The sequence below is a fragment of the Pseudomonas sp. SWRI111 genome, assembly GCF_014268555.1.
In the GTDB taxonomy this organism is placed as follows: Bacteria; Pseudomonadota; Gammaproteobacteria; order Pseudomonadales; family Pseudomonadaceae; genus Aquipseudomonas; species Aquipseudomonas hamedanensis.
The window spans coordinates 70,661-88,675 of sequence record NZ_JABWQQ010000014.1; the positions used below are offsets into that span (position 1 = coordinate 70,661).

The following is an 18,015-nucleotide window of genomic DNA, read 5'->3' on the forward strand; positions in this document are numbered from 1 at the left end:
TTTCGTAAACCCCTATTTTGGATTTCCCCATGAGTTCTGTTGCTGTGTTCAGCAAGGCCTCGCCGTTCGATGCATTGCAGCGCTGGCTACCGAAACTGGTGCTGGCGCCGAGCATGTTCATCGTGCTGGTGGGCTTTTATGGCTACATCCTGTGGACGTTCGTTCTGTCGTTCACCACGTCGACGTTCCTGCCCAATTACAAGTGGGCGGGCCTGGCGCAATACGCGCGGTTGTTCGACAACGACCGCTGGTGGGTCGCAAGCAAGAACCTCGCTGTGTTCGGCGGCATGTTCATCGGCATTACCCTGGTGATCGGCGTGTTGCTGGCGGTGTTCCTCGACCAGCGCATCCGTCGCGAAGGCTTTATCCGCACCATTTACCTGTATCCGATGGCGCTCTCGATGATCGTCACCGGTACCGCGTGGAAATGGCTGCTCAACCCGGGCATGGGCCTGGACAAATTGTTGCGTGACTGGGGCTGGGAAGGCTTCCGTCTGGACTGGCTGATCGACCCGGACCGCGTGGTCTACTGCCTGGTGATCGCCGCTGTGTGGCAAGCCTCGGGCTTCATCATGGCGATGTTCCTCGCCGGCCTGCGCGGCGTCGATCAATCGATCATTCGTGCTGCGCAAATCGATGGCGCGAGCATGCCGCGCATCTACTGGAAAGTCGTGTTGCCAAGCCTGCGTCCGGTGTTCTTCAGTGCGGTGATGATCCTGGCGCACATCGCGATCAAGAGCTTCGACCTGGTTGCGGCGATGACTGCCGGTGGTCCGGGTTATTCCTCTGACTTGCCAGCGATGTTCATGTACTCCTTCACCTTCAGTCGCGGCCAGATGGGCATGGGCTCGGCCAGTGCGATTCTGATGCTCGGTGCGATCCTGGCGATCATCGTGCCTTACCTGTATTCCGAGCTGAGGACCAAGCGCAATGACTAGTCTCGCTGCCAAACCTGCCATCAGTTTCAGTCGCATCGCCATCTACGCGGTGCTGATTTTCGCTGTGTTTCTGTATCTGGTGCCGCTGGTGGTGATGTTGCTGACCAGCTTCAAGACCCCCGAAGACATCAGCACCGGCAACCTGCTGAGCTGGCCGACGGTGGTCAGCGGCATTGGCTGGGTCAAGGCCTGGGCCACGGTTGACGGCTACTTCTGGAACTCGATCAAGATCACCGTGCCCGCCGTGATCATCTCCACGGCCATCGGTGCGTTGAACGGCTACGTGCTGTCGATGTGGCGCTTTCGCGGTTCGCAGTTGTTCTTCGGCCTGTTGCTGTTCGGCTGCTTCCTGCCGTTCCAGACCGTGCTGCTGCCAGCCTCGTTCACCCTCGGCAAGATGGGCCTGGCGAGCACCACCACCGGCCTGGTGTTCGTTCACGTGGTTTACGGTCTGGCGTTCACTACGCTGTTCTTCCGTAACTACTACGTGAGCATTCCCGATGCGCTGGTCAAGGCCGCGCGCCTGGACGGCGCCGGTTTCTTCACGATTTTCCGCCGCATCATCCTGCCGATGTCGACGCCGATCATCATGGTCTGCCTGATCTGGCAGTTCACCCAGATCTGGAACGACTTCCTGTTCGGGGTGGTGTTCTCCAGCGGTGATTCGCAACCGATCACCGTGGCGCTGAACAACCTGGTCAACACCAGCACCGGTGCCAAGGAATACAACGTGGACATGGCAGCGGCGATGATCGCCGGCCTGCCGACCCTGCTGGTCTATGTGGTCGCAGGCAAGTATTTCGTGCGCGGGCTGACGGCCGGCGCAGTCAAGGGGTAATCATGGCAACGCTCGAACTTCGCAATGTAAACAAGACTTACGGCGCCGGCTTGCCGGACACCCTGAAGAACATCGAACTGTCGATCAAGGACGGTGAATTCCTGATCCTCGTCGGCCCGTCGGGCTGCGGCAAATCGACCTTGATGAACTGCATCGCCGGGTTGGAAACGATCACCGGCGGCGCGATCATGATCGGCGATCAGGACGTCAGTGGCATGAGCCCCAAGGATCGTGACATCGCCATGGTGTTCCAGTCCTACGCGCTGTACCCGACCATGAGCGTGCGCGAGAACATCGAATTCGGCCTGAAGATCCGCAAGATGCCGCAGGCCTCGATCGATGAAGAAGTTGCCCGCGTGGCCAAGCTGCTGCAGATCGAACACTTGCTCAACCGTAAACCGGGTCAGCTTTCCGGCGGTCAGCAACAGCGGGTGGCGATGGGCCGTGCACTGGCGCGTCGACCGAAGATTTATCTGTTCGACGAACCGCTGTCCAACCTCGACGCGAAGCTGCGCGTCGAGATGCGCACCGAAATGAAACTGATGCACCAGCGGCTGAAAACCACCACGGTTTACGTGACCCACGACCAGATCGAAGCGATGACGCTGGGCGATAAGGTTGCGGTGATGAAAGACGGAATCATTCAGCAGTTCGGCACGCCTAAAGAGATCTACAACGACCCGGCCAACCTGTTCGTGGCGAGCTTCATCGGTTCGCCGCCGATGAACTTCATCCCCCTGCGTTTGCAACGCAAGGACGGTCGTCTGCTGGCGCTGCTCGACAGCGGTCAGGCGCGTTGCGAGTTGCCGATGAGCATGCAGGATGCCGGTCTCGAAGACCGCGAAGTGATCCTTGGCCTGCGCCCGGAGCAGATCTGTCTGGCGAACGGCGAGGGCAATGGTTTGCCGAGCATTCGTGCCGAAGTGCAGGTCACCGAACCGACGGGTCCGGACACCCTGGTGTTCGTCAATTTGAACGACACCAAAGTCTGCTGCCGTCTGGCGCCGGACGTGGCGCCGCAGGTGGGCGAAAGCCTGACGCTGCAGTTCGATCCATCGAAAGTGTTGTTGTTCGATGCCAATACCGGCGAGCGTCTGGGCACTGCCGGCCAACCACAGACCGATGCGCGGTCTGCGAACGTCGCCCAATTCAAAGGGCGCTGAAAAACAATGTAGGAGTGAGCCTGCTCGCGATGACGGTGTATCAGTCGACAGAGATGTTGAATGTAAAACCGCTATCGCGAGCAGGCTCACTCCTACAAAGGAGCACGCGGTGAATGGTCTGTCATTCGTCGCACTTTATGTAAACCGCGTTAGATAAAAACAGTTAATAACAATAAAGACGAGGATGTAGGGATGAAAAAGAAACACGTCAATGCCCGGTTGATCTGCCAAATGTCCGCTGCTGCGGCATTGGTGCTGGCCGGCAATGCGATGGCGGCGGATGCGTTCAGCTCCGACTCCAAATGGATGACCGGTGACTGGGGTGGGGAGCGGACCCGGCTGATCGAGCAGGGTATCGACATCAAGGCCGACTACGTTGGGGAAATGGGCGCCAACCTGAACGGCGGCTACAACGACGACAAGACCGCGCGTTACGCCGACCAGTTCGGTCTGGGCGTGGCCCTCGACCTGCAAAAACTGTGGGGCTGGGACAACACTCAGGCGAAGATCCAGCTGACCAATCGTAACGGCTACAACATCTCCAACGACCGCGTTGGCGATCCGCGTGCCGGCACCCTCAGTTCCTCGCAGGAAGTCTACGGCCGCGGCCACATGGTGCGTCTGACCCAGTTGTGGATTCAGCACCAGTTCTTCGACAACAAGCTCGACGTCAAGGCCGGTTACTTCGGTGAAGGCGAAGACTTCAACACCTTCCCGTGCGAGTTCCAGAACCTGGCGTTCTGCGGTTCTCAGGTGGGTAACTGGGCAACCAACATCTGGTACAACTGGCCGGTCAGCCAGGCCGCTATCCGTGTGAAGTACAACATCAACGACGAGCTCTACGCGCAGATCGGTGCGTACAACCAGAACCCGTCGCAGCTGGAACACGGCAACGGCTTCAAGCTCAGTGGCAGCGGCACCAAGGGTACCGTTTTGCCGGTTGAATTGGTCTGGTCGCCGAAGGTCAACAGCCTGCCGGGCGAATACCGCGTCGGTTACTACAAGAGCACGGCCGATGCCGATGACGTTCGCGAAGACGTCAACGGTTTCGATGCGGCAACCACTGGCGATGCGTACAAAACCCACAGCAGCAAAAGCGGCTACTGGTTCGTCGCGCAACAGCAACTCACTACCCACAACGGTGATGCGACGCGCGGTCTGAACATTGCCGCCAACGCGACCTTCCACGACAAGGACACCAACTTCATCGACAACTACCAATCGGTGATGTTTGTCTACAAAGGTCCATTCGATGCGCGTCCGAAAGATGACATCGGTATTGGCGCGGCGCGTATCCACGTCAACAAGGACGTCAAGCGCAACGCCGAACTGCTGAACGCTTCCAACGGTGTTTCCGACTACGACAACGCCGCGTTCTCGCCGATTCGTGAAACCGAATACAACTACGAGCTCAACTACGGCTTCCACGTCACCAACTGGCTGACCGTGCGTCCCAACCTGCAATACATCACCCATCCGGGCGGTGTGGATGAAGTCGATAACGCTTTGGTCGCTGGCCTGAAAATTCAGTCTACGTTCTAACGCGTCTGCGATAAGCTCCTCTCTATGTGCGCATTTTGCGGACAGCCTTGGCTGTCCGCTTTTTTTTGCCAGACTCGCCGAAAGGTTTGTGTGGCGAGGGGATAAATCCCCTCGCCACAGTATTAACCGGTCACATAGGTAATTGAGTACCCCCATGATTTTCAGGACCGTAGCCAATGCATGAGCATCCGCTGCAACGCTTCTTCAAGTCCCTGCGCGAGCGACCGGTGTTCGCCTGGGAGCGCTATCAGCTGCGCGACGTGTTGGTGATCGATCATCCGCTGTGTCAGGCGGTGTTCAGTCGTCAGGGCGCGCAGTTGCTGCACTTTCAGCCGCGTGGGCAAAAGCCGTGGTTGTGGTGCGCGGCGAAGTGGCCGCATGTCGGTGCGATTCGCGGTGGCGTACCGGTGTGCTGGCCGTGGTATGGCCGCCACCCGAGCGAAAACGCGTGGCCGTCCCACGGTTGGGCGCGATTGCTTGACTGGAAACTGCTCGACAGCAGCAGCGCCGAGGATGGCGTGCGCCTGCATTGGCAATTGCAGCTGTGCGACTGGCAAGTCGACCTGCACGCGCATCTGGGCGAACGCATGGAATTGCGCCTGAGCACCGAGCATCAGGACGACATGCCGTGCCAGTTGAGCCAGGCGTTGCACGCTTACTGGCGTATTGGCGATGTTGGTGAGATAGCGCTGTCTGGCCTCGAAGGCGCGCAGGGCTATGACCAGTTGAACCGTCAGGTTTGTCAGCAGGAAGGTGAGTTGCGGGTTGATGGCGGCTGTCAGCGAGTGTTTCAGCATGACGGCGAATTGCAGCTCAAGGACCACGCCTGGCAGCGTGAGTTGTGCATTGATACGGGTGACAGCGGTGACACGGTGGTCTGGCACCCGGGGTCACGGCCGCTGTTAGGGGTGAGTTGGGATGAAATTTGCGAGTTCGTCTGCGTGGAAGCAGCGGCGGGCGGCACCGACAGTCTGCATCTGGCGCCAGGAGAGAAGGCGCATTTGAGTTTGCAGGCGTGGGCGGCGGCCTGATTCTGTGTTGCTGCCGCTGGCCTCATCGCGAGCAGGCTCACTCCTACAGGGGGAATGCGTTTCAAATGTAGGAGTGAGCCTGCTCGCGATGGCGATTATCCAGTCAGCCGAGATTTTGGATCAATTGAACTCGTCACCCACCGGATACCGGCTCGCATTCAAACTCTCTTTGATCTTGCGCAAATGCGGCTGGAAATCCACGCCACGGCGCAACGTCATCCCCGTTGCCAACACATCCAGCACGGTCAACTGAATGATCCGCGAAGTCATCGGCATATAAATGTCGGTGTCTTCCGGCAGCGGAATGTTCAGACTCAGGGTACTGGCCTTGGCCAGCGGCGAATTCTCGGCGGTCAGGCCCAGCACCGAAGCACCGTTCTCACGGGCAATCCGCGCCACTTCAACCAGCTCGCGGGTACGCCCGGTGTAGGAAATGATCACGAACAGCTCGCCGGTGTGCGCCACCGAAGCGATCATCCGTTGCATCAGCACATCAGCGTGGGCGGTAACGGCCAGATTGAAACGGAAGAATTTGTGCTGCGCATCCAGCGCCACCGGGGCCGAAGCGCCGAGGCCGAAAAAGTGAATCTGCCGCGCCTGAATCAACAGGTCGACGGCGCGGCTGATCAGGTTCGGATCAAGTGCCTGACACGCACTGTCCAACGATGCAATGGCGCTGCCGAAAATCTTCTGCGTGTACGCTTCAGGGTTGTCGTCGGCCTCGACCGCACGGCTGACATACGCCGCGCCACTGGCCAGGCTCTGCGCCAGTTGCAGCTTGAGCTCGGGGTAGCCGCTGACGCCGAAAGAGCGGCAGAAACGGTTGACCGTCGGTTCGCTCACCGACGCCGCCTGGGCGAGGGCGGCGATGCTGAAGCGGGTGGCCTGCTGCGGGTTGAGCAGGATCACTTCGGCGACCTTGCGTTCGGCCTTGTTCAGCTCTTCAAGGCGACTCTGGATCTGTTCCAGTAAATTTCGCACGCGGTCCATATGACATTCCTAATTCACCTGCGCAAGGACGCGCGGGGTTATGCAAATCGGGCCTTTGATATGGCCCGTGACGGTGGCCTATCCTACTGATGGCTCTGACCGACCACCACACGGAATGTGTATTTTGCGAAAATGTTGTGGTTATTACTACATTTTCCCTTGAGTGATGCCTTGAAAAAAGGTATTTGTAGCTTAACTTGATAAAAGAACAAACATCATGCCTTCGATTACGGTTGAACCGTGCACCTTTGCCTTGTTCGGCGCGTTGGGCGATCTGGCCCTGCGCAAGCTGTTTCCTGCCCTTTATCACCTCGATGGCGCCGATCTGCTGCATGAGGACACGCGCATCATCGCGTTGGCCCGTGAAGCCGGTACCGAGCAGCAACACCTGGCGTTTATTGCCGCCGAACTGCGCCGCTATGTCGGCAAAGAGCTGAACGAAACCGTGGCCGAGCGCTTTCTGGCGCGCCTGACTTATTTGCACGTCGACTTCCTCAAGGCTGACGACTACGTCGCGCTGGCCGAACAGGCCGGCAGCAGCCAGCGCATGATTGCCTATTTCGCCACCCCGGCGGCTGTATACGGCGCGATCTGCGAAAACCTGGAAAAAGTTGGACTGGCCGCGAACACCCGCGTAGTGCTGGAAAAGCCGATCGGTTCGGACCTCGAATCTTCGCGCAAGGTCAACGATGCCGTGGCGCAGTTCTTCCCGGAAGACCGCACCTACCGCATCGACCACTACCTGGGCAAAGAGACCGTTCAGAACCTGATCGCCCTGCGTTTCGCCAACAGCCTGTTCGAAACCCAGTGGAACCAGAATTACATCTCCCACGTGGAAATCACCGTGGCCGAGAAGGTCGGCATCGAAGGCCGTTGGGGCTATTTCGACAAGGCCGGCCAACTGCGCGACATGATCCAGAATCACCTGTTGCAGCTGCTGTGCCTGATTGCCATGGACCCGCCGGCCGATCTGTCCGCCGACAGTATCCGTGACGAGAAAGTGAAAGTGCTCAAGGCGCTGGCGCCGATCAGCCCCGAAGGCCTGACCACCCAAGTGGTGCGCGGCCAGTACATCGCCGGCCACAGCGAAGGCAAATCCGTTCCGGGCTATCTCGAAGAACCCAATTCCAATACCCAGAGCGACACCGAAACCTTCGTCGCCCTGCGTGCCGACATCCGTAACTGGCGCTGGGCCGGCGTGCCGTTCTACCTGCGTACCGGCAAGCGCATGCCGCAGAAGCTGTCGCAGATCGTCATCCACTTCAAGGAACCGTCGCACTACATTTTCGCCCCCGAGCAGCGCTTGCAGATCAGCAACAAACTGATCATCCGCCTGCAACCGGACGAAGGCATTTCCTTGCGCGTGATGACCAAGGAGCAGGGCCTGGACAAAGGCATGCAACTGCGCAGCGGGCCGCTGCAACTGAATTTCTCCGACACCTGGCGTAGCGCGCGGATCCCCGATGCCTACGAGCGGTTGTTGCTGGAAGTGATGAACGGCAATCAGAACCTGTTTGTCCGTAAAGATGAAATCGAAGCCGCGTGGAAGTGGTGTGACCAGTTGATCGCCGGATGGAAAAAATCCGGTGACGCGCCCAAGCCGTATGCGGCCGGGTCGTGGGGGCCGATGAGCTCTATTGCACTGATCACGCGGGATGGGAGGTCGTGGTATGGCGATATCTGATGTGCAACTGCCAGCGGGCGTGAATGCCCACGAATTCAAGAGCCCGGTGCTGCTGGCCGAAGGCTTGGCGCTGAACGTTGCCAAGCAACTGAGCGAAGCCATTGCGGCACGCGGCAATGCGGTGCTGGTGGTGTCCGGGGGGCGTAGCCCGGTGGCGTTTTTCCAGCACCTGGCCAAGCAGGAACTGGACTGGTCGAAGGTGGTGATCACCCTCGCCGACGAGCGCTGGGTGCCGGTTGAACATGCCGACAGCAACGCCGGTCTGCTCAAGCAGTACCTGCTCAAGGGCCCGGCGGCCAAGGCGCAGTTCCTCAGCCTCTACAGCGCTGCGGCGAACGTCGAACAGGCCGCCGAACAGGCCGACCGCTTGCTCGCTGAACTGCCGGCGATTGATGTGCTGGTGCTGGGCATGGGTGATGACGGTCATACCGCGTCGTTGTTTCCAGACAGCCCGAACCTCGCCGAAGCCCTGCAAGCCGACGGCACGCGTCGTTGCTGGCCGATGCTCGCGCCAAGCGTGCCGCGTCAGCGCCTGACCATGAGCCGGGCATTGCTGGCGTCGGCCCGACACAAGATTCTGTCGATTTCCGGTCAGTCGAAACTGACCACCCTGAATGCCGCGCTGGCATCCGATGACGTCGCGGCCATGCCGGTGCGCGCGTTCCTGCAACCTACGTTAGAGATCTACTGGTGCCCATGAGCCAAGGAACAGCCGCTATGACAACCCTATCCCCGACCGTTTCCATGGCGGACAAAGTTGCCCTGATCGACAGTCTCTGCGCCAAGGCGCGGATCTTGCCGGTGATCACCATCGCTCGCGAACAGGACGTGCTGCCACTGGCCGACGCGCTCGCCGCCGGTGGCCTGACCGCGCTGGAAGTGACCCTGCGTTCGCAATTCGGCCTCAAGGCCATCCAGATCCTGCGCGAACAGCGCCCGGAATTGATGACCGGCGCCGGCACCGTGCTTGACCGCAACATGCTCGCGGCAGCCGAAGCGGCCGGTTCGCAGTTCATCGTCACCCCAGGCATCACCCGCGACCTGCTCGAAGCCAGCGTCGACAGCCCGATTCCGCTGTTGCCGGGCATCAGCAACGCCTCGGGCATCATGGAAGGCTACGGTCTGGGCTATCGCCGCTTCAAGCTGTTCCCGGCGGAAGTCAGCGGCGGCGTCGCGGCGATCAAAGCGTTGGGCGGCCCGTTCGGTGAAGTGAAATTCTGCCCGACCGGCGGCGTGAGCCCGGCCAATATCAAGAGCTACATGGCATTGAAAAACGTCATGTGCGTGGGCGGTAGCTGGATGCTTGATCCGGAATGGATCAAGAACGGCGACTGGGCCCGTATTCAGGAATGCACTGCCGAAGCCCTGGCGCTGCTGGACTGATCGTCACCCCTACACTTCGTTGTGTGTTCTACGGCTTTTCGGTGCGCTTGGTCGGCGCACCGTTTTTTTTGCGCTGAGAAAAGTGCCGGTACATGTTGCGATACATAGTTAACGCACACGGGCTTTTTCCCAAGGTTAACCTGCGTTCATCTTATGGAAGAGAGAACGCCTCATGGACGACCTTCAGTCTCTGACCCCTACGCCACACTCCCTTTATCAACCGCAACGGTCAGCCCCTGGCGGGCCCGATTGGCGCTCAGCCGAAGCCGAGGTGCGCAACATCAGCCGAGGCGTCGAAGGCCTGCCACTGATCCTGCGGCTGTCGCTGGTTGATGCCATGACCGGCGAACCGGTTAACCGCGCGCTGGTGCGTATACAGCAGGCAATCGATACCGACGTCTATCTGCGCGGCAGTCAATCGACCGATAGCCACGGCATCGTCCGTTTCACCAGTGTCTATCCGGATCGTCCGATAGCGGGCACTTCCTGCCTTACCCTGAACGTGTACATTCCAGGCGACGATGCGGGCGCGCGAGCCGATCATGAGGCGTGGGCCGGAACCTTGCACTTGCCCGGCCGCTGCGGCTGTGAACCCCGCGCCGATGACGCGCTGCAACTGATGTTGCAGCCGATTGCCGGCGATGACTTCGAGGACGGCGCCTTCGCTTGGCAGACGCTCGGCATCGATACCTTTGCCGTGTCGTCGCAGCTCGGCCTCGAGGGCTACGAAAAAAACGTCGGTGTGCCGTTTTAGCGCAGCTGGTTCAGCGCCCGCACCAGCAGTTCCATCTCGGCTGCCGTGGTGGTCAGCCCCGGTGTGATACGAATGCTCGGCCCGCTCGCGGCGCCGTGACGCACCACGCTGAACAGGTTGTATTCGTTGAGCAGGCGCTCGGCCATCGCTTGCTGATCGTCGTGCCGGGTGAAACGCAGCGAGGTGATGCCGCAGTACAACCGTGGATCGTCGGGCGTCATCACCTCGATGCCTGGCAGGTGCCGCACCGCGCTGACCCATAGATTGCGCAGATAGTTGAGCCGCGCACCTTTGGCCGGGGCGCCGCCGAGGGAACGATGCTCTTCGAGTACCAGCGGCAACGTCATCAACGCGGGAATGTTCGGCGTGCTGTACGAGGTTCGTGCACGGATATCGTTGCCCGGGAAGTGCGTTTCGCCCATGTCCGGGTCGATGTCGGCCAGACGCTGCGGCGCGATGTAGACAAAGCCCAGGGTCAGCGGTGCGCCGATCCATTTGTGCAGGTTGTATCCGGCGAACGCGATGCCCAGTGCCTCCAGATTGAACTCGACCTGGCCGAGCGCGTGGGCACCGTCGAGGATGATGTCGACGCCATATTCCTTGGCGAGCGCGGCGATGGCTGCCACTGGCATCACCAGGCCTGTGCGGTGCGTGACGTGCGTCAGGGCCATCAGCTTGAGTTTCGGGTGAGCGATAAACGCCGCGCGGTAGGTCGCCAGCAGGCTGTCGAAACTGGCCGGATGCGTGTGGTCGATCTCGATGACCTCGGCGCCGCGCTGCCGGGCCAGCCAGCGCATCGCGCCTTTGACCGTGTCGTATTCGAGATCGCAGATCAGCACCTGATCGCCCGGTTGCAGGCGGTTGTAATTGCGGATCAGTGACTGCAGGCCTTCGGTGGCGTTGCGGGTGAACGCCACGCACTGCGCCTGCACGCCGAGCAGCTCGGCCAGTTGTGCGCGAATGTCGAGGCTGTCCTGTTGCTCGAAACGCTGGCGCACATACACCGAGTTGCTGGTGTTGATCAGCTCGATGTTGCGGTGGTACTCCTCGATCACCGTGCGCGACATGCGCCCGAAGTAGCCGTTCTCCAGGTTCACGGGGCCGGGTTGTACATCGTAACGGTCGGCGAACGTCATCCAGAACGCTTCGTCACGGGCGCGGCGGGTGTTATCGGGCATGGTCGGTCAGCTCTGAAAGAGGAGGGCGCTTCAATGGCGCGGAGCGGGTTTGCCGTGTTTGGCGCGCAGCGGTTCAAGCAGGTCCGACAGGCCGTTGTGGTCGATCTCCTGCATCAACGCCAACAGACCGCCAAGTTCGCCATGGGGAAAGCCTTCGCGGGCGAACCAGTTCAGATAGGGCCCCGGCAGGTCGGCAATGATCCGCCCCTTGTATTTGCCGAAGGGCATTTCGCGGGTGATCAGCAATTCGAGTTTTTCGGGATTCATCGCGTTTTCGTCTGGCTTTAAAACAAACTGGAAAATACAGGCATTCTGCATGCAGGCCAAATGACAGATCATGCAAATAACAGGAATACAGATTTTTGCCTTACATGTAACTTGTTGAAATTAAAGAATTTAATTTGAGAAGCGAAGCTGGCACGCACACTGCAATATTCCTTGCATCTTCAACCCATCGCAAGGAATTGAAAAATGACCGACATGAATAAAGAAGCCATTTCTGTACTCAACGACCTGATTGAAACCTGCAAGGACGGTCAGGAAGGGTTCAAGACTTGCGCCGAAGACATCAAGCAGCCTGAACTGAAAACCCTGTTTGTGCAGCGCTCCGCCGACTGCGCTACCGCGGCTGCCGAGCTGCAAGCTCAGGTGCGCTCGCTGGGTGGCGATCCGGAAACTTCGACCAGCGTCAGCGGTGACCTGCACCGTCGCTGGGTCGACGTCAAAGCGATGTTCACCGGCAAGGACGAAGAGGCCGTTCTGAACGAAGCCGAGCGCGGTGAAGACCATGCGCTGAAGGCTTATCGTGAAGCCATCGAGAAAATCAACAAGCACAACCTGGTGGGTATCAAGGATCTGGTTGAGCGTCAGTACCACGGCGTACAACGCAACCACGATCAGGTGAAAGCCTTGCGTAACCAGGCTCGCGCCAACTCGTAAGCGTCACTGAAACAACTGTGGGAGCGGGGTTGCTCGCGAAGAGGTAGTGTCAGCAACGTCGTCGTTGCATGACACACCGCATTCGCGAGCAAGCCCGCTCCCACATTCGTTATATGTGTACTCGATAATCAGCCAATACTAATCGCGGGCAGCGTCGGCAACGTCACCGTCTGCTGCTTGCGCGGCGCGAGAATCTCCGCCTCGCCATCCACCACCAATTCATCACGCTGGTTGAATACGCGAGTGGCAATGCGCACGCGAAACTTCGGCAGCTTCTCAAGAATTTCCAGGCGCACCGTCAGCGTGTCGCCAATCTTCACCGGCTTCTGAAAGCTCATCTGCTGACCGATATAGATAGTCCCCGGCCCAGGCAATTCGCAGGCAACGGCGGCGCTGATCAGCGCACCGCTGAACATGCCGTGGGCGATTCGCTCCTTGAACATGCTGGCGGCGGCAAACTCGGCGTCCAGGTGCACCGGGTTGTGGTCGCCCGACATGGCCGCGAACAGCTGAATGTCGCGCTCCTCGACGGTCTTGCTGTAGCTGGCGGTCTGGCCGACTTCGAGGGCTTCGTAAGGGATGTTGGTAACCTGGGTCATCGGTCTCGATTCCTGTGACGGATTGAATCAATCCATAAAAAGTTATTCGCTGCGATGGCGGCGCGGATGGCTCAGGGCCTGGTCGATCCAGGCCAGCACATCGGCGCTGACTTCATCGCGATTGGTTTCGTTGAACAATTCGTGCCGGGCCTGCGGGTAGATCTTCAGGTGCAGGTGCTGGCTGCCCGCCGCGCGCAGGGCATTGGCCAGATCAGTCAGACGCTTGCCCTCGCTCACCGGATCACATTCGCCGCCAATCACCATCAGCGGCAGGCCCGGATCGATCTGGGCGAGATTGGACGCTTTGCTGATTTGCTGCAACCCGCCGAGCAGGTCGATCCACAGCTGATTGGTGCAGCGAAAGCCGCATAAAGGATCGCTGGCGTAGCGGTCGACTTCCAGCGGATCGCGGCTGAGCCAGTCGAAGCGGGTGCGCACCGGTTTGAATTTATGGTTGAACGAGCCGAACGACAGCCACTCGATCAGTGCACTGCGGCCCTTGCCGCCCTGACGCAGCTTTTCCAGACGCGCGATCTGGCGGGCGGCGCGATACAGGGCGACCGGCTGGAAGTTGGAGCCACTGAGTATCGCCCCCTGCAGGCTGGCGCTGTGGTGCAGCAAATAGCCCTGGGCCAGGTAGCTGCCCATGCTGTGGCCGAGCAGGATAATCGGCACGCCGGGGTGTTGTTGGCCGATGTGCTGGTTGAGGCTGGCGAGGTCGCCGAGCACTTTGCGCCAGCCGTCGTCATCGGCGAAGTGGCCGAGGGTGCCGTTGTCGGCGGTTCGGCCATGTCCGCGCAGATCCGGGGCGTACACACCGTAGTCTTTGTCGCAAAACGTGTCGGCGAGTCTGGCGTAGCGAGCGCTGTGTTCAGCCATGCCATGGGCTATCAGAATCACCGCTTTCAACGGCGCGCCCGGCAGCCAGCGATTGACGTACAGGCGGCTGCGGTCACTCGCATCCAGCCATAGGGTGTCGTGGATCATGGCGATTCCTTTGCTCAGGGTCGGCACATGTATAGCGCGTCTGATCAGCCCACGCCACGGCAGGAAGATTCACACGGTCAATGACGGCTTTACCCATATTTGCCTGATTGGCCATAACTGCTAGTGTCCGTGAAGCTCCGCTTTTTGCTTTCCCGCTCAACGGATGAGCGAGAAATGACAGAAACGCGGCCCGGATCGGCTCAGGTAAAGAGGACAAGAACAATGCAACCTGATTTCTGGAACGACAAACGCCCGGCCGGCGTACCGCTGGACATCGACATGGGTGAGTTCAAGTCGGTGATCGAGGTGTTCGAGCGTTCCTGCAAAAAATTCGCCGATCGCCCGGCGTTCAGCAACATGGGCATCACCCTGACTTACGCCGAGCTCGAACGTCAGAGCGCCGCGTTCGCCGGCTATCTGCAAGCGCATACCGATCTGGTGCCGGGGGATCGCATTGCGGTGCAGATGCCTAACGTCCTGCATTATCCGATTGCGGTGTTCGGCGCTTTGCGTGCCGGGCTGATCGTGGTCAATACCAATCCGCTGTACACCGCGCGCGAGATGCGTCACCAGTTCAAGGACTCCGGCGCGCGGGCGCTGGTGTACCTGAACGTGTTCGGGCAGAAAGTCCAGGAAGTGCTGCCCGACACGGACATCCAGTACCTGATCGAAGCGAAGATGGGCGATCTCATGCCCACTGCCAAGGGCTGGCTGGTCAACACCGTGGTCAGCAAAGTGAAAAAAATGGTCCCGGCGTATTCGCTGCCGCAGGCGATCTCGTTCAAGAGCGCGCTGCGTCTGGGCCGGGGCTTGGGTATCAAGCCGTTGAGCGTCGGCCTCGACGACATTGCCGTGCTGCAATACACCGGCGGCACCACGGGCCTGGCCAAGGGCGCGATGCTCACCCATGGCAATCTGGTGGCGAACATGCAGCAGGTGCGCGCCTGCCTGGCACAGCTCGGGCCGGATGGTCAGCCGCTGCTGCGCGAAGGGCAGGAAGTGATGGTCGCGCCGCTGCCGCTGTACCACATCTATGCCTTCACCGCGAATTGCATGTGCATGATGGTCTCGGGCAATCACAACGTACTGATCACCAATCCGCGCGATATCGCCGGCTTCATCAAGGAACTGAAAAACTGGCGCTTCTCGGCGTTGCTCGGCTTGAACACCTTGTTTGTGGCGCTGATGGACCATCCGGATTTCAAGACTTTGGATTTCTCCAGCCTGAAACTCACCAACTCCGGCGGCACCGCGCTGGTCAAGGCCACCGCCGAGCGTTGGGAGCAGATCACCGGGTGTCGCATCACCGAAGGTTACGGTCTGACCGAAACCTCGCCGGTGGCCTGCACCAACCCGTACGGCGACCAGTCGCGCCTGGGCACGGTGGGCCTGCCGGTGCCGGGCACTTTGCTCAAAGTCATCGATGATGACGGTGCCGAGCTGCCCCTGGGCGAGCGCGGCGAGTTGTGCATCAAAGGCCCGCAGATCATGAAGGGCTACTGGAACAAACCCGAAGCCACTGCCGAAGTGCTGGATGCCGACGGCTGGTTCAAGTCGGGCGACATTGCCGTGATCGACCCGGACGGTTTCGTGCGCATCGTCGACCGCAAGAAGGACATGATCATTGTCTCGGGCTTCAATGTGTACCCCAACGAAATCGAAGACGTGGTCATGGCTCACCCGAAAGTCGCCAACTGTGCGGTGATCGGCGTGCCGGACGAACGTTCGGGCGAGGCCGTGAAGCTGTTCGTGGTGGCGCGGGAGTCCGGGGTCAGCCTTGAAGAACTGAAGGCCTACTGCAAAGAGAATTTCACCGCCTACAAGGTGCCCAAACACATTGTCTTGCGCGAGTCTTTGCCGATGACGCCTGTAGGGAAAATTCTGCGGCGTGAGTTGCGGGATATCGCCTAAGCGGTGAATGGCCGCGCGTTGCGCGGATCGCGAGCAGGCTCACTCCTACAAGGGAACTGTGTACTCCCTGTAGGAGTGAGCCTGCTCGCGATTCTTTGTTTGGTGCCCATGAAAACCGGGGCTTTCACAGGTTTATAGGATTTTTGCTCTAAAATGACTGCTGACAAGTCTTGAGTCATCAATATGACTGTAGGGCCCACGTTTGGCTCTAGTCGACCCTTGGCAAAGCTGCTACTCTCGGCGCGCTTTGTGACTTCTCGGCCTCTGTAAAGCCAGATTCACCAATACAAAACACACACCAATAATAATCGCATCAAATGCGGTGAAGAATTCGCGTTGCTGAGGAGTGGGCTTCCATGATCGAAGACTTTTGGAAGGATAAATACCCGGCTGGAATTGCTGCCGACATCAATCCAGACGAGTATCCGAACATTCAGGCAGTGTTGAAGCAATCCTGCCAACGCTTCGCCGACAAACCGGCTTTCAGCAACCTGGGCAAGACAATCACCTACGGTGAACTGTACGAATTGTCCGGTGCGTTTGCCGCCTATCTGCAACAGCATACCGACTTGCAGCCCGGCGATCGAATCGCCGTGCAACTGCCCAACGTCCTGCAGTACCCGGTCGCGGTTTTCGGTGCCATTCGCGCCGGGCTGATCGTGGTCAACACCAACCCGCTGTACACCGCGCGGGAGATGGAACACCAATTCAACGATTCCGGTGCCAAAGCGCTCGTCTGCCTGGCCAACATGGCGCACCTGGCGCAAGCCGTGGTGCCGAAAACCGGGGTCAAGCACGTCATCGTCACTGAAGTCGCCGACCTGCTGCCACCGCTCAAGCGCCTGCTGATCAACAGCGTTATCAAATACGTGAAGAAGATGGTGCCGGCCTATCACCTGCCCAACGCCATCAAGTTCAACGATGTGCTGAGCAAGGGGCACGGCCAGCCAGTAGCGGAAGCCAACCCGGACAGCGGCGATGTCGCCGTGCTGCAATACACCGGCGGCACCACAGGCGTGGCCAAGGGCGCGATGCTGACCCATCGCAACCTCGTCGCCAACATGCTGCAGTGCAAGGCGCTGATGGGCTCCAACCTCAACGAAGGCTGCGAGATCCTGATCACGCCGCTGCCGCTGTACCACATCTATGCGTTCACCTTTCACTGCATGGCGATGATGCTGATCGGCAACCACAACATCCTGATCAGCAATCCGCGCGACCTGTCGGCGATGGTCAAGGAACTGTCGAAGTGGAAGTTCAGCGGTTTTGTCGGCCTCAACACCTTGTTTGTGGCCCTGTGCAACAACGAAGCCTTCCGCAAGCTGGACTTCTCGGCGCTGAAAGTCACCCTGTCCGGCGGCATGGCCCTGCAACTGGCGGCAGCCGAGCGCTGGAAAACCGTGACCGGCTGCGCCATCTGTGAAGGCTACGGCATGACCGAAACCAGTCCGGTGGCCACGGTCAACCCGATCCAGCACATCCAGATCGGCACCATCGGCATTCCGGTGCCGTCGACCCTGTGCAAAGTCATCGACGACGCCGGTGTCGAGCAGCCGCTGGGCGAAATCGGCGAACTGTGCGTCAAGGGCCCGCAAGTGATGAAGGGCTACTGGCAGCGTCAGGAAGCCACCGACGAGATGCTCGACAGCGAGGGCTGGTTGAAGACCGGCGACATCGCGCTGATCCAGCCGGACGGCTACATGCGCATCGTCGATCGCAAGAAAGACATGATTCTGGTCTCCGGCTTCAACGTGTACCCGAATGAACTGGAAGACGTGTTGGCGACCCTGCCAGGCGTGTTGCAGTGCGCGGCCATCGGCGTGCCGGACGAGAAATCAGGGGAAGCGATCAAGATTTTCATTGTCGCCAAACCGGGCGTGACCCTGACCAAAGAACAGGTCATGGACCACATGCGCGCCAACGTCACCGGTTACAAAGTGCCGCGTTCGGTGGAGTTTCGCGATGCGCTGCCGACCACCAACGTCGGCAAGATCCTGCGTCGTGAGCTGCGCGATGAAGAGCTGAAGAAACTCAAGGCCAAGAGCGCCGCTTAAACACGAAGCCCCGCAGATGCGGGG

17 protein-coding genes are annotated in these 18,015 nt (G+C 59.7%); 12 read left to right on the forward strand and 5 right to left on the reverse strand.

The annotated features are described in order from the left end of the window. The first annotated feature begins 29 nt into the window (after positions 1–29). The 5 genes from HU755_RS17090 to HU755_RS17110 all read left to right on the forward strand — a co-directional run bounded on the left by HU755_RS17090 (position 30) and on the right by HU755_RS17110 (position 5,512). The gene (locus HU755_RS17090) at positions 30–938 is read left to right on the forward strand and encodes a carbohydrate ABC transporter permease (protein WP_186550610.1); all 909 of its coding nucleotides are present in this window, start codon (positions 30–32) and stop codon (positions 936–938) included. After that, positions 931–1,776: a carbohydrate ABC transporter permease gene (locus tag HU755_RS17095; protein ID WP_126365763.1), complete on the forward strand. Its 846-nt coding sequence runs from the start codon at positions 931–933 to the stop codon at positions 1,774–1,776. Before HU755_RS17090 ends, HU755_RS17095 begins: the two co-directional genes overlap by 8 nt. 2 nt (positions 1,777–1,778) lie before the next feature. Beyond that, on the forward strand, positions 1,779–2,939 hold the full coding sequence (locus HU755_RS17100; protein ID WP_186634723.1) for an ABC transporter ATP-binding protein: 1,161 nt from the start codon (positions 1,779–1,781) through the stop codon (positions 2,937–2,939). Positions 2,940–3,131: 192 nt separating this feature from the next. Continuing rightward, positions 3,132–4,481, forward strand: coding sequence for a carbohydrate porin (locus HU755_RS17105; protein WP_186550614.1), 1,350 nt, complete (start codon positions 3,132–3,134; stop codon positions 4,479–4,481). A gap of 176 nt (positions 4,482–4,657) precedes the next feature. Further along, complete coding sequence (locus HU755_RS17110) at positions 4,658–5,512, forward strand: D-hexose-6-phosphate mutarotase (protein ID WP_186620660.1); 855 nt, start codon at positions 4,658–4,660, stop codon at positions 5,510–5,512. A 120-nt stretch (positions 5,513–5,632) separates the two neighbouring features. On the opposite strand, the gene HU755_RS17115 is transcribed toward HU755_RS17110, so the two are convergent. After that, positions 5,633–6,493: a MurR/RpiR family transcriptional regulator gene (locus tag HU755_RS17115; protein WP_169842436.1), complete on the reverse strand. Its 861-nt coding sequence runs from the start codon at positions 6,491–6,493 to the stop codon at positions 5,633–5,635. A gap of 226 nt (positions 6,494–6,719) precedes the next feature. Here HU755_RS17115 and zwf point away from each other — a divergent pair, with 226 nt between their 5' ends. The 4 genes from zwf (at position 6,720) to HU755_RS17135 (ending at position 10,323) form a co-directional block, all read left to right on the forward strand. Beyond that, entirely contained in the window at positions 6,720–8,186 is a 1,467-nt protein-coding gene (gene zwf, locus HU755_RS17120) for a glucose-6-phosphate dehydrogenase (protein WP_186550618.1), read from the forward strand. Next, positions 8,173–8,886 (forward strand): 6-phosphogluconolactonase, encoded by a 714-nt coding sequence (gene pgl, locus HU755_RS17125; RefSeq protein WP_186550619.1) that lies wholly within the window; start codon positions 8,173–8,175, stop codon positions 8,884–8,886. The genes zwf and pgl overlap by 14 nt, the downstream gene beginning before the upstream one ends. Positions 8,887–8,903: 17 nt before the next feature. After that, entirely contained in the window at positions 8,904–9,569 is a 666-nt protein-coding gene (locus HU755_RS17130) for a bifunctional 4-hydroxy-2-oxoglutarate aldolase/2-dehydro-3-deoxy-phosphogluconate aldolase (protein ID WP_186550621.1), read from the forward strand. 172 nt (positions 9,570–9,741) lie between these two features. Next, the gene (locus HU755_RS17135; RefSeq protein WP_186634726.1) at positions 9,742–10,323 is read left to right on the forward strand and encodes a hypothetical protein; all 582 of its coding nucleotides are present in this window, start codon (positions 9,742–9,744) and stop codon (positions 10,321–10,323) included. On the opposite strand, the gene HU755_RS17140 is transcribed toward HU755_RS17135, so the two are convergent. Together HU755_RS17140 and HU755_RS17145 are read right to left on the reverse strand one after the other, a co-directional pair. Then, entirely contained in the window at positions 10,320–11,501 is a 1,182-nt protein-coding gene (locus HU755_RS17140; RefSeq protein ID WP_186634729.1) for an aminotransferase class V-fold PLP-dependent enzyme, read from the reverse strand. The genes HU755_RS17135 and HU755_RS17140 overlap by 4 nt on opposite strands. A 30-nt stretch (positions 11,502–11,531) precedes the next feature. Then, positions 11,532–11,768, reverse strand: coding sequence for a DUF3820 family protein (locus HU755_RS17145; RefSeq protein WP_003227425.1), 237 nt, complete (start codon positions 11,766–11,768; stop codon positions 11,532–11,534). A gap of 204 nt (positions 11,769–11,972) precedes the next feature. On the opposite strand from HU755_RS17145, the gene HU755_RS17150 reads away from it, so the two are divergent. Next, complete coding sequence (locus HU755_RS17150; RefSeq protein ID WP_186634732.1) at positions 11,973–12,440, forward strand: PA2169 family four-helix-bundle protein; 468 nt, start codon at positions 11,973–11,975, stop codon at positions 12,438–12,440. A gap of 128 nt (positions 12,441–12,568) precedes the next feature. Here the strand turns inward: HU755_RS17150 and HU755_RS17155 are convergent, their stop codons facing one another. Both HU755_RS17155 and HU755_RS17160 read right to left on the reverse strand, forming a co-directional pair. Continuing rightward, the gene (locus HU755_RS17155; RefSeq protein WP_003227420.1) at positions 12,569–13,039 is read right to left on the reverse strand and encodes a MaoC family dehydratase; all 471 of its coding nucleotides are present in this window, start codon (positions 13,037–13,039) and stop codon (positions 12,569–12,571) included. A 42-nt stretch (positions 13,040–13,081) separates the two neighbouring features. Then, entirely contained in the window at positions 13,082–14,026 is a 945-nt protein-coding gene (locus HU755_RS17160) for an alpha/beta hydrolase (protein WP_186634734.1), read from the reverse strand. A gap of 222 nt (positions 14,027–14,248) precedes the next feature. Between HU755_RS17160 and fadD2 the strand changes: the two genes are divergently transcribed. Then, positions 14,249–15,937, forward strand: a complete 1,689-nt coding sequence (fadD2, locus tag HU755_RS17165) for a long-chain-fatty-acid--CoA ligase FadD2 (RefSeq protein ID WP_186634737.1) — start codon at positions 14,249–14,251, stop codon at positions 15,935–15,937. Between the two features lie 356 nt (positions 15,938–16,293). Continuing rightward, complete coding sequence (gene fadD1 / locus HU755_RS17170) at positions 16,294–17,991, forward strand: long-chain-fatty-acid--CoA ligase FadD1 (RefSeq protein ID WP_186550632.1); 1,698 nt, start codon at positions 16,294–16,296, stop codon at positions 17,989–17,991. Positions 17,992–18,015: the final 24 nt, after the last annotated feature.

Excerpts from the sequence above, each read along its gene's own strand:
- HU755_RS17140 (WP_186634729.1), bottom strand. The coding sequence starts at position 11,501 with ATGCCCGATAACACCCGCCGCGCCCGTGACGAAGCGTTCTGGATGACG.
- zwf (WP_186550618.1), top strand. The coding sequence starts at position 6,720 with ATGCCTTCGATTACGGTTGAACCGTGCACCTTTGCCTTGTTCGGCGCG.
- HU755_RS17160 (WP_186634734.1), bottom strand. The coding sequence starts at position 14,026 with ATGATCCACGACACCCTATGGCTGGATGCGAGTGACCGCAGCCGCCTG.
- HU755_RS17135 (WP_186634726.1), top strand. The coding sequence starts at position 9,742 with ATGGACGACCTTCAGTCTCTGACCCCTACGCCACACTCCCTTTATCAA.
- HU755_RS17155 (WP_003227420.1), bottom strand. The coding sequence starts at position 13,039 with ATGACCCAGGTTACCAACATCCCTTACGAAGCCCTCGAAGTCGGCCAG.
- HU755_RS17110 (WP_186620660.1), top strand. The coding sequence starts at position 4,658 with ATGCATGAGCATCCGCTGCAACGCTTCTTCAAGTCCCTGCGCGAGCGA.
- HU755_RS17150 (WP_186634732.1), top strand. The coding sequence starts at position 11,973 with ATGACCGACATGAATAAAGAAGCCATTTCTGTACTCAACGACCTGATT.
- fadD2 (WP_186634737.1), top strand. The coding sequence starts at position 14,249 with ATGCAACCTGATTTCTGGAACGACAAACGCCCGGCCGGCGTACCGCTG.
- HU755_RS17105 (WP_186550614.1), top strand. The coding sequence starts at position 3,132 with ATGAAAAAGAAACACGTCAATGCCCGGTTGATCTGCCAAATGTCCGCT.
- HU755_RS17145 (WP_003227425.1), bottom strand. The coding sequence starts at position 11,768 with ATGAATCCCGAAAAACTCGAATTGCTGATCACCCGCGAAATGCCCTTC.
- fadD1 (WP_186550632.1), top strand. The coding sequence starts at position 16,294 with ATGATCGAAGACTTTTGGAAGGATAAATACCCGGCTGGAATTGCTGCC.
- HU755_RS17100 (WP_186634723.1), top strand. The coding sequence starts at position 1,779 with ATGGCAACGCTCGAACTTCGCAATGTAAACAAGACTTACGGCGCCGGC.
- HU755_RS17130 (WP_186550621.1), top strand. The coding sequence starts at position 8,904 with ATGACAACCCTATCCCCGACCGTTTCCATGGCGGACAAAGTTGCCCTG.
- pgl (WP_186550619.1), top strand. The coding sequence starts at position 8,173 with ATGGCGATATCTGATGTGCAACTGCCAGCGGGCGTGAATGCCCACGAA.
- HU755_RS17095 (WP_126365763.1), top strand. The coding sequence starts at position 931 with ATGACTAGTCTCGCTGCCAAACCTGCCATCAGTTTCAGTCGCATCGCC.
- HU755_RS17090 (WP_186550610.1), top strand. The coding sequence starts at position 30 with ATGAGTTCTGTTGCTGTGTTCAGCAAGGCCTCGCCGTTCGATGCATTG.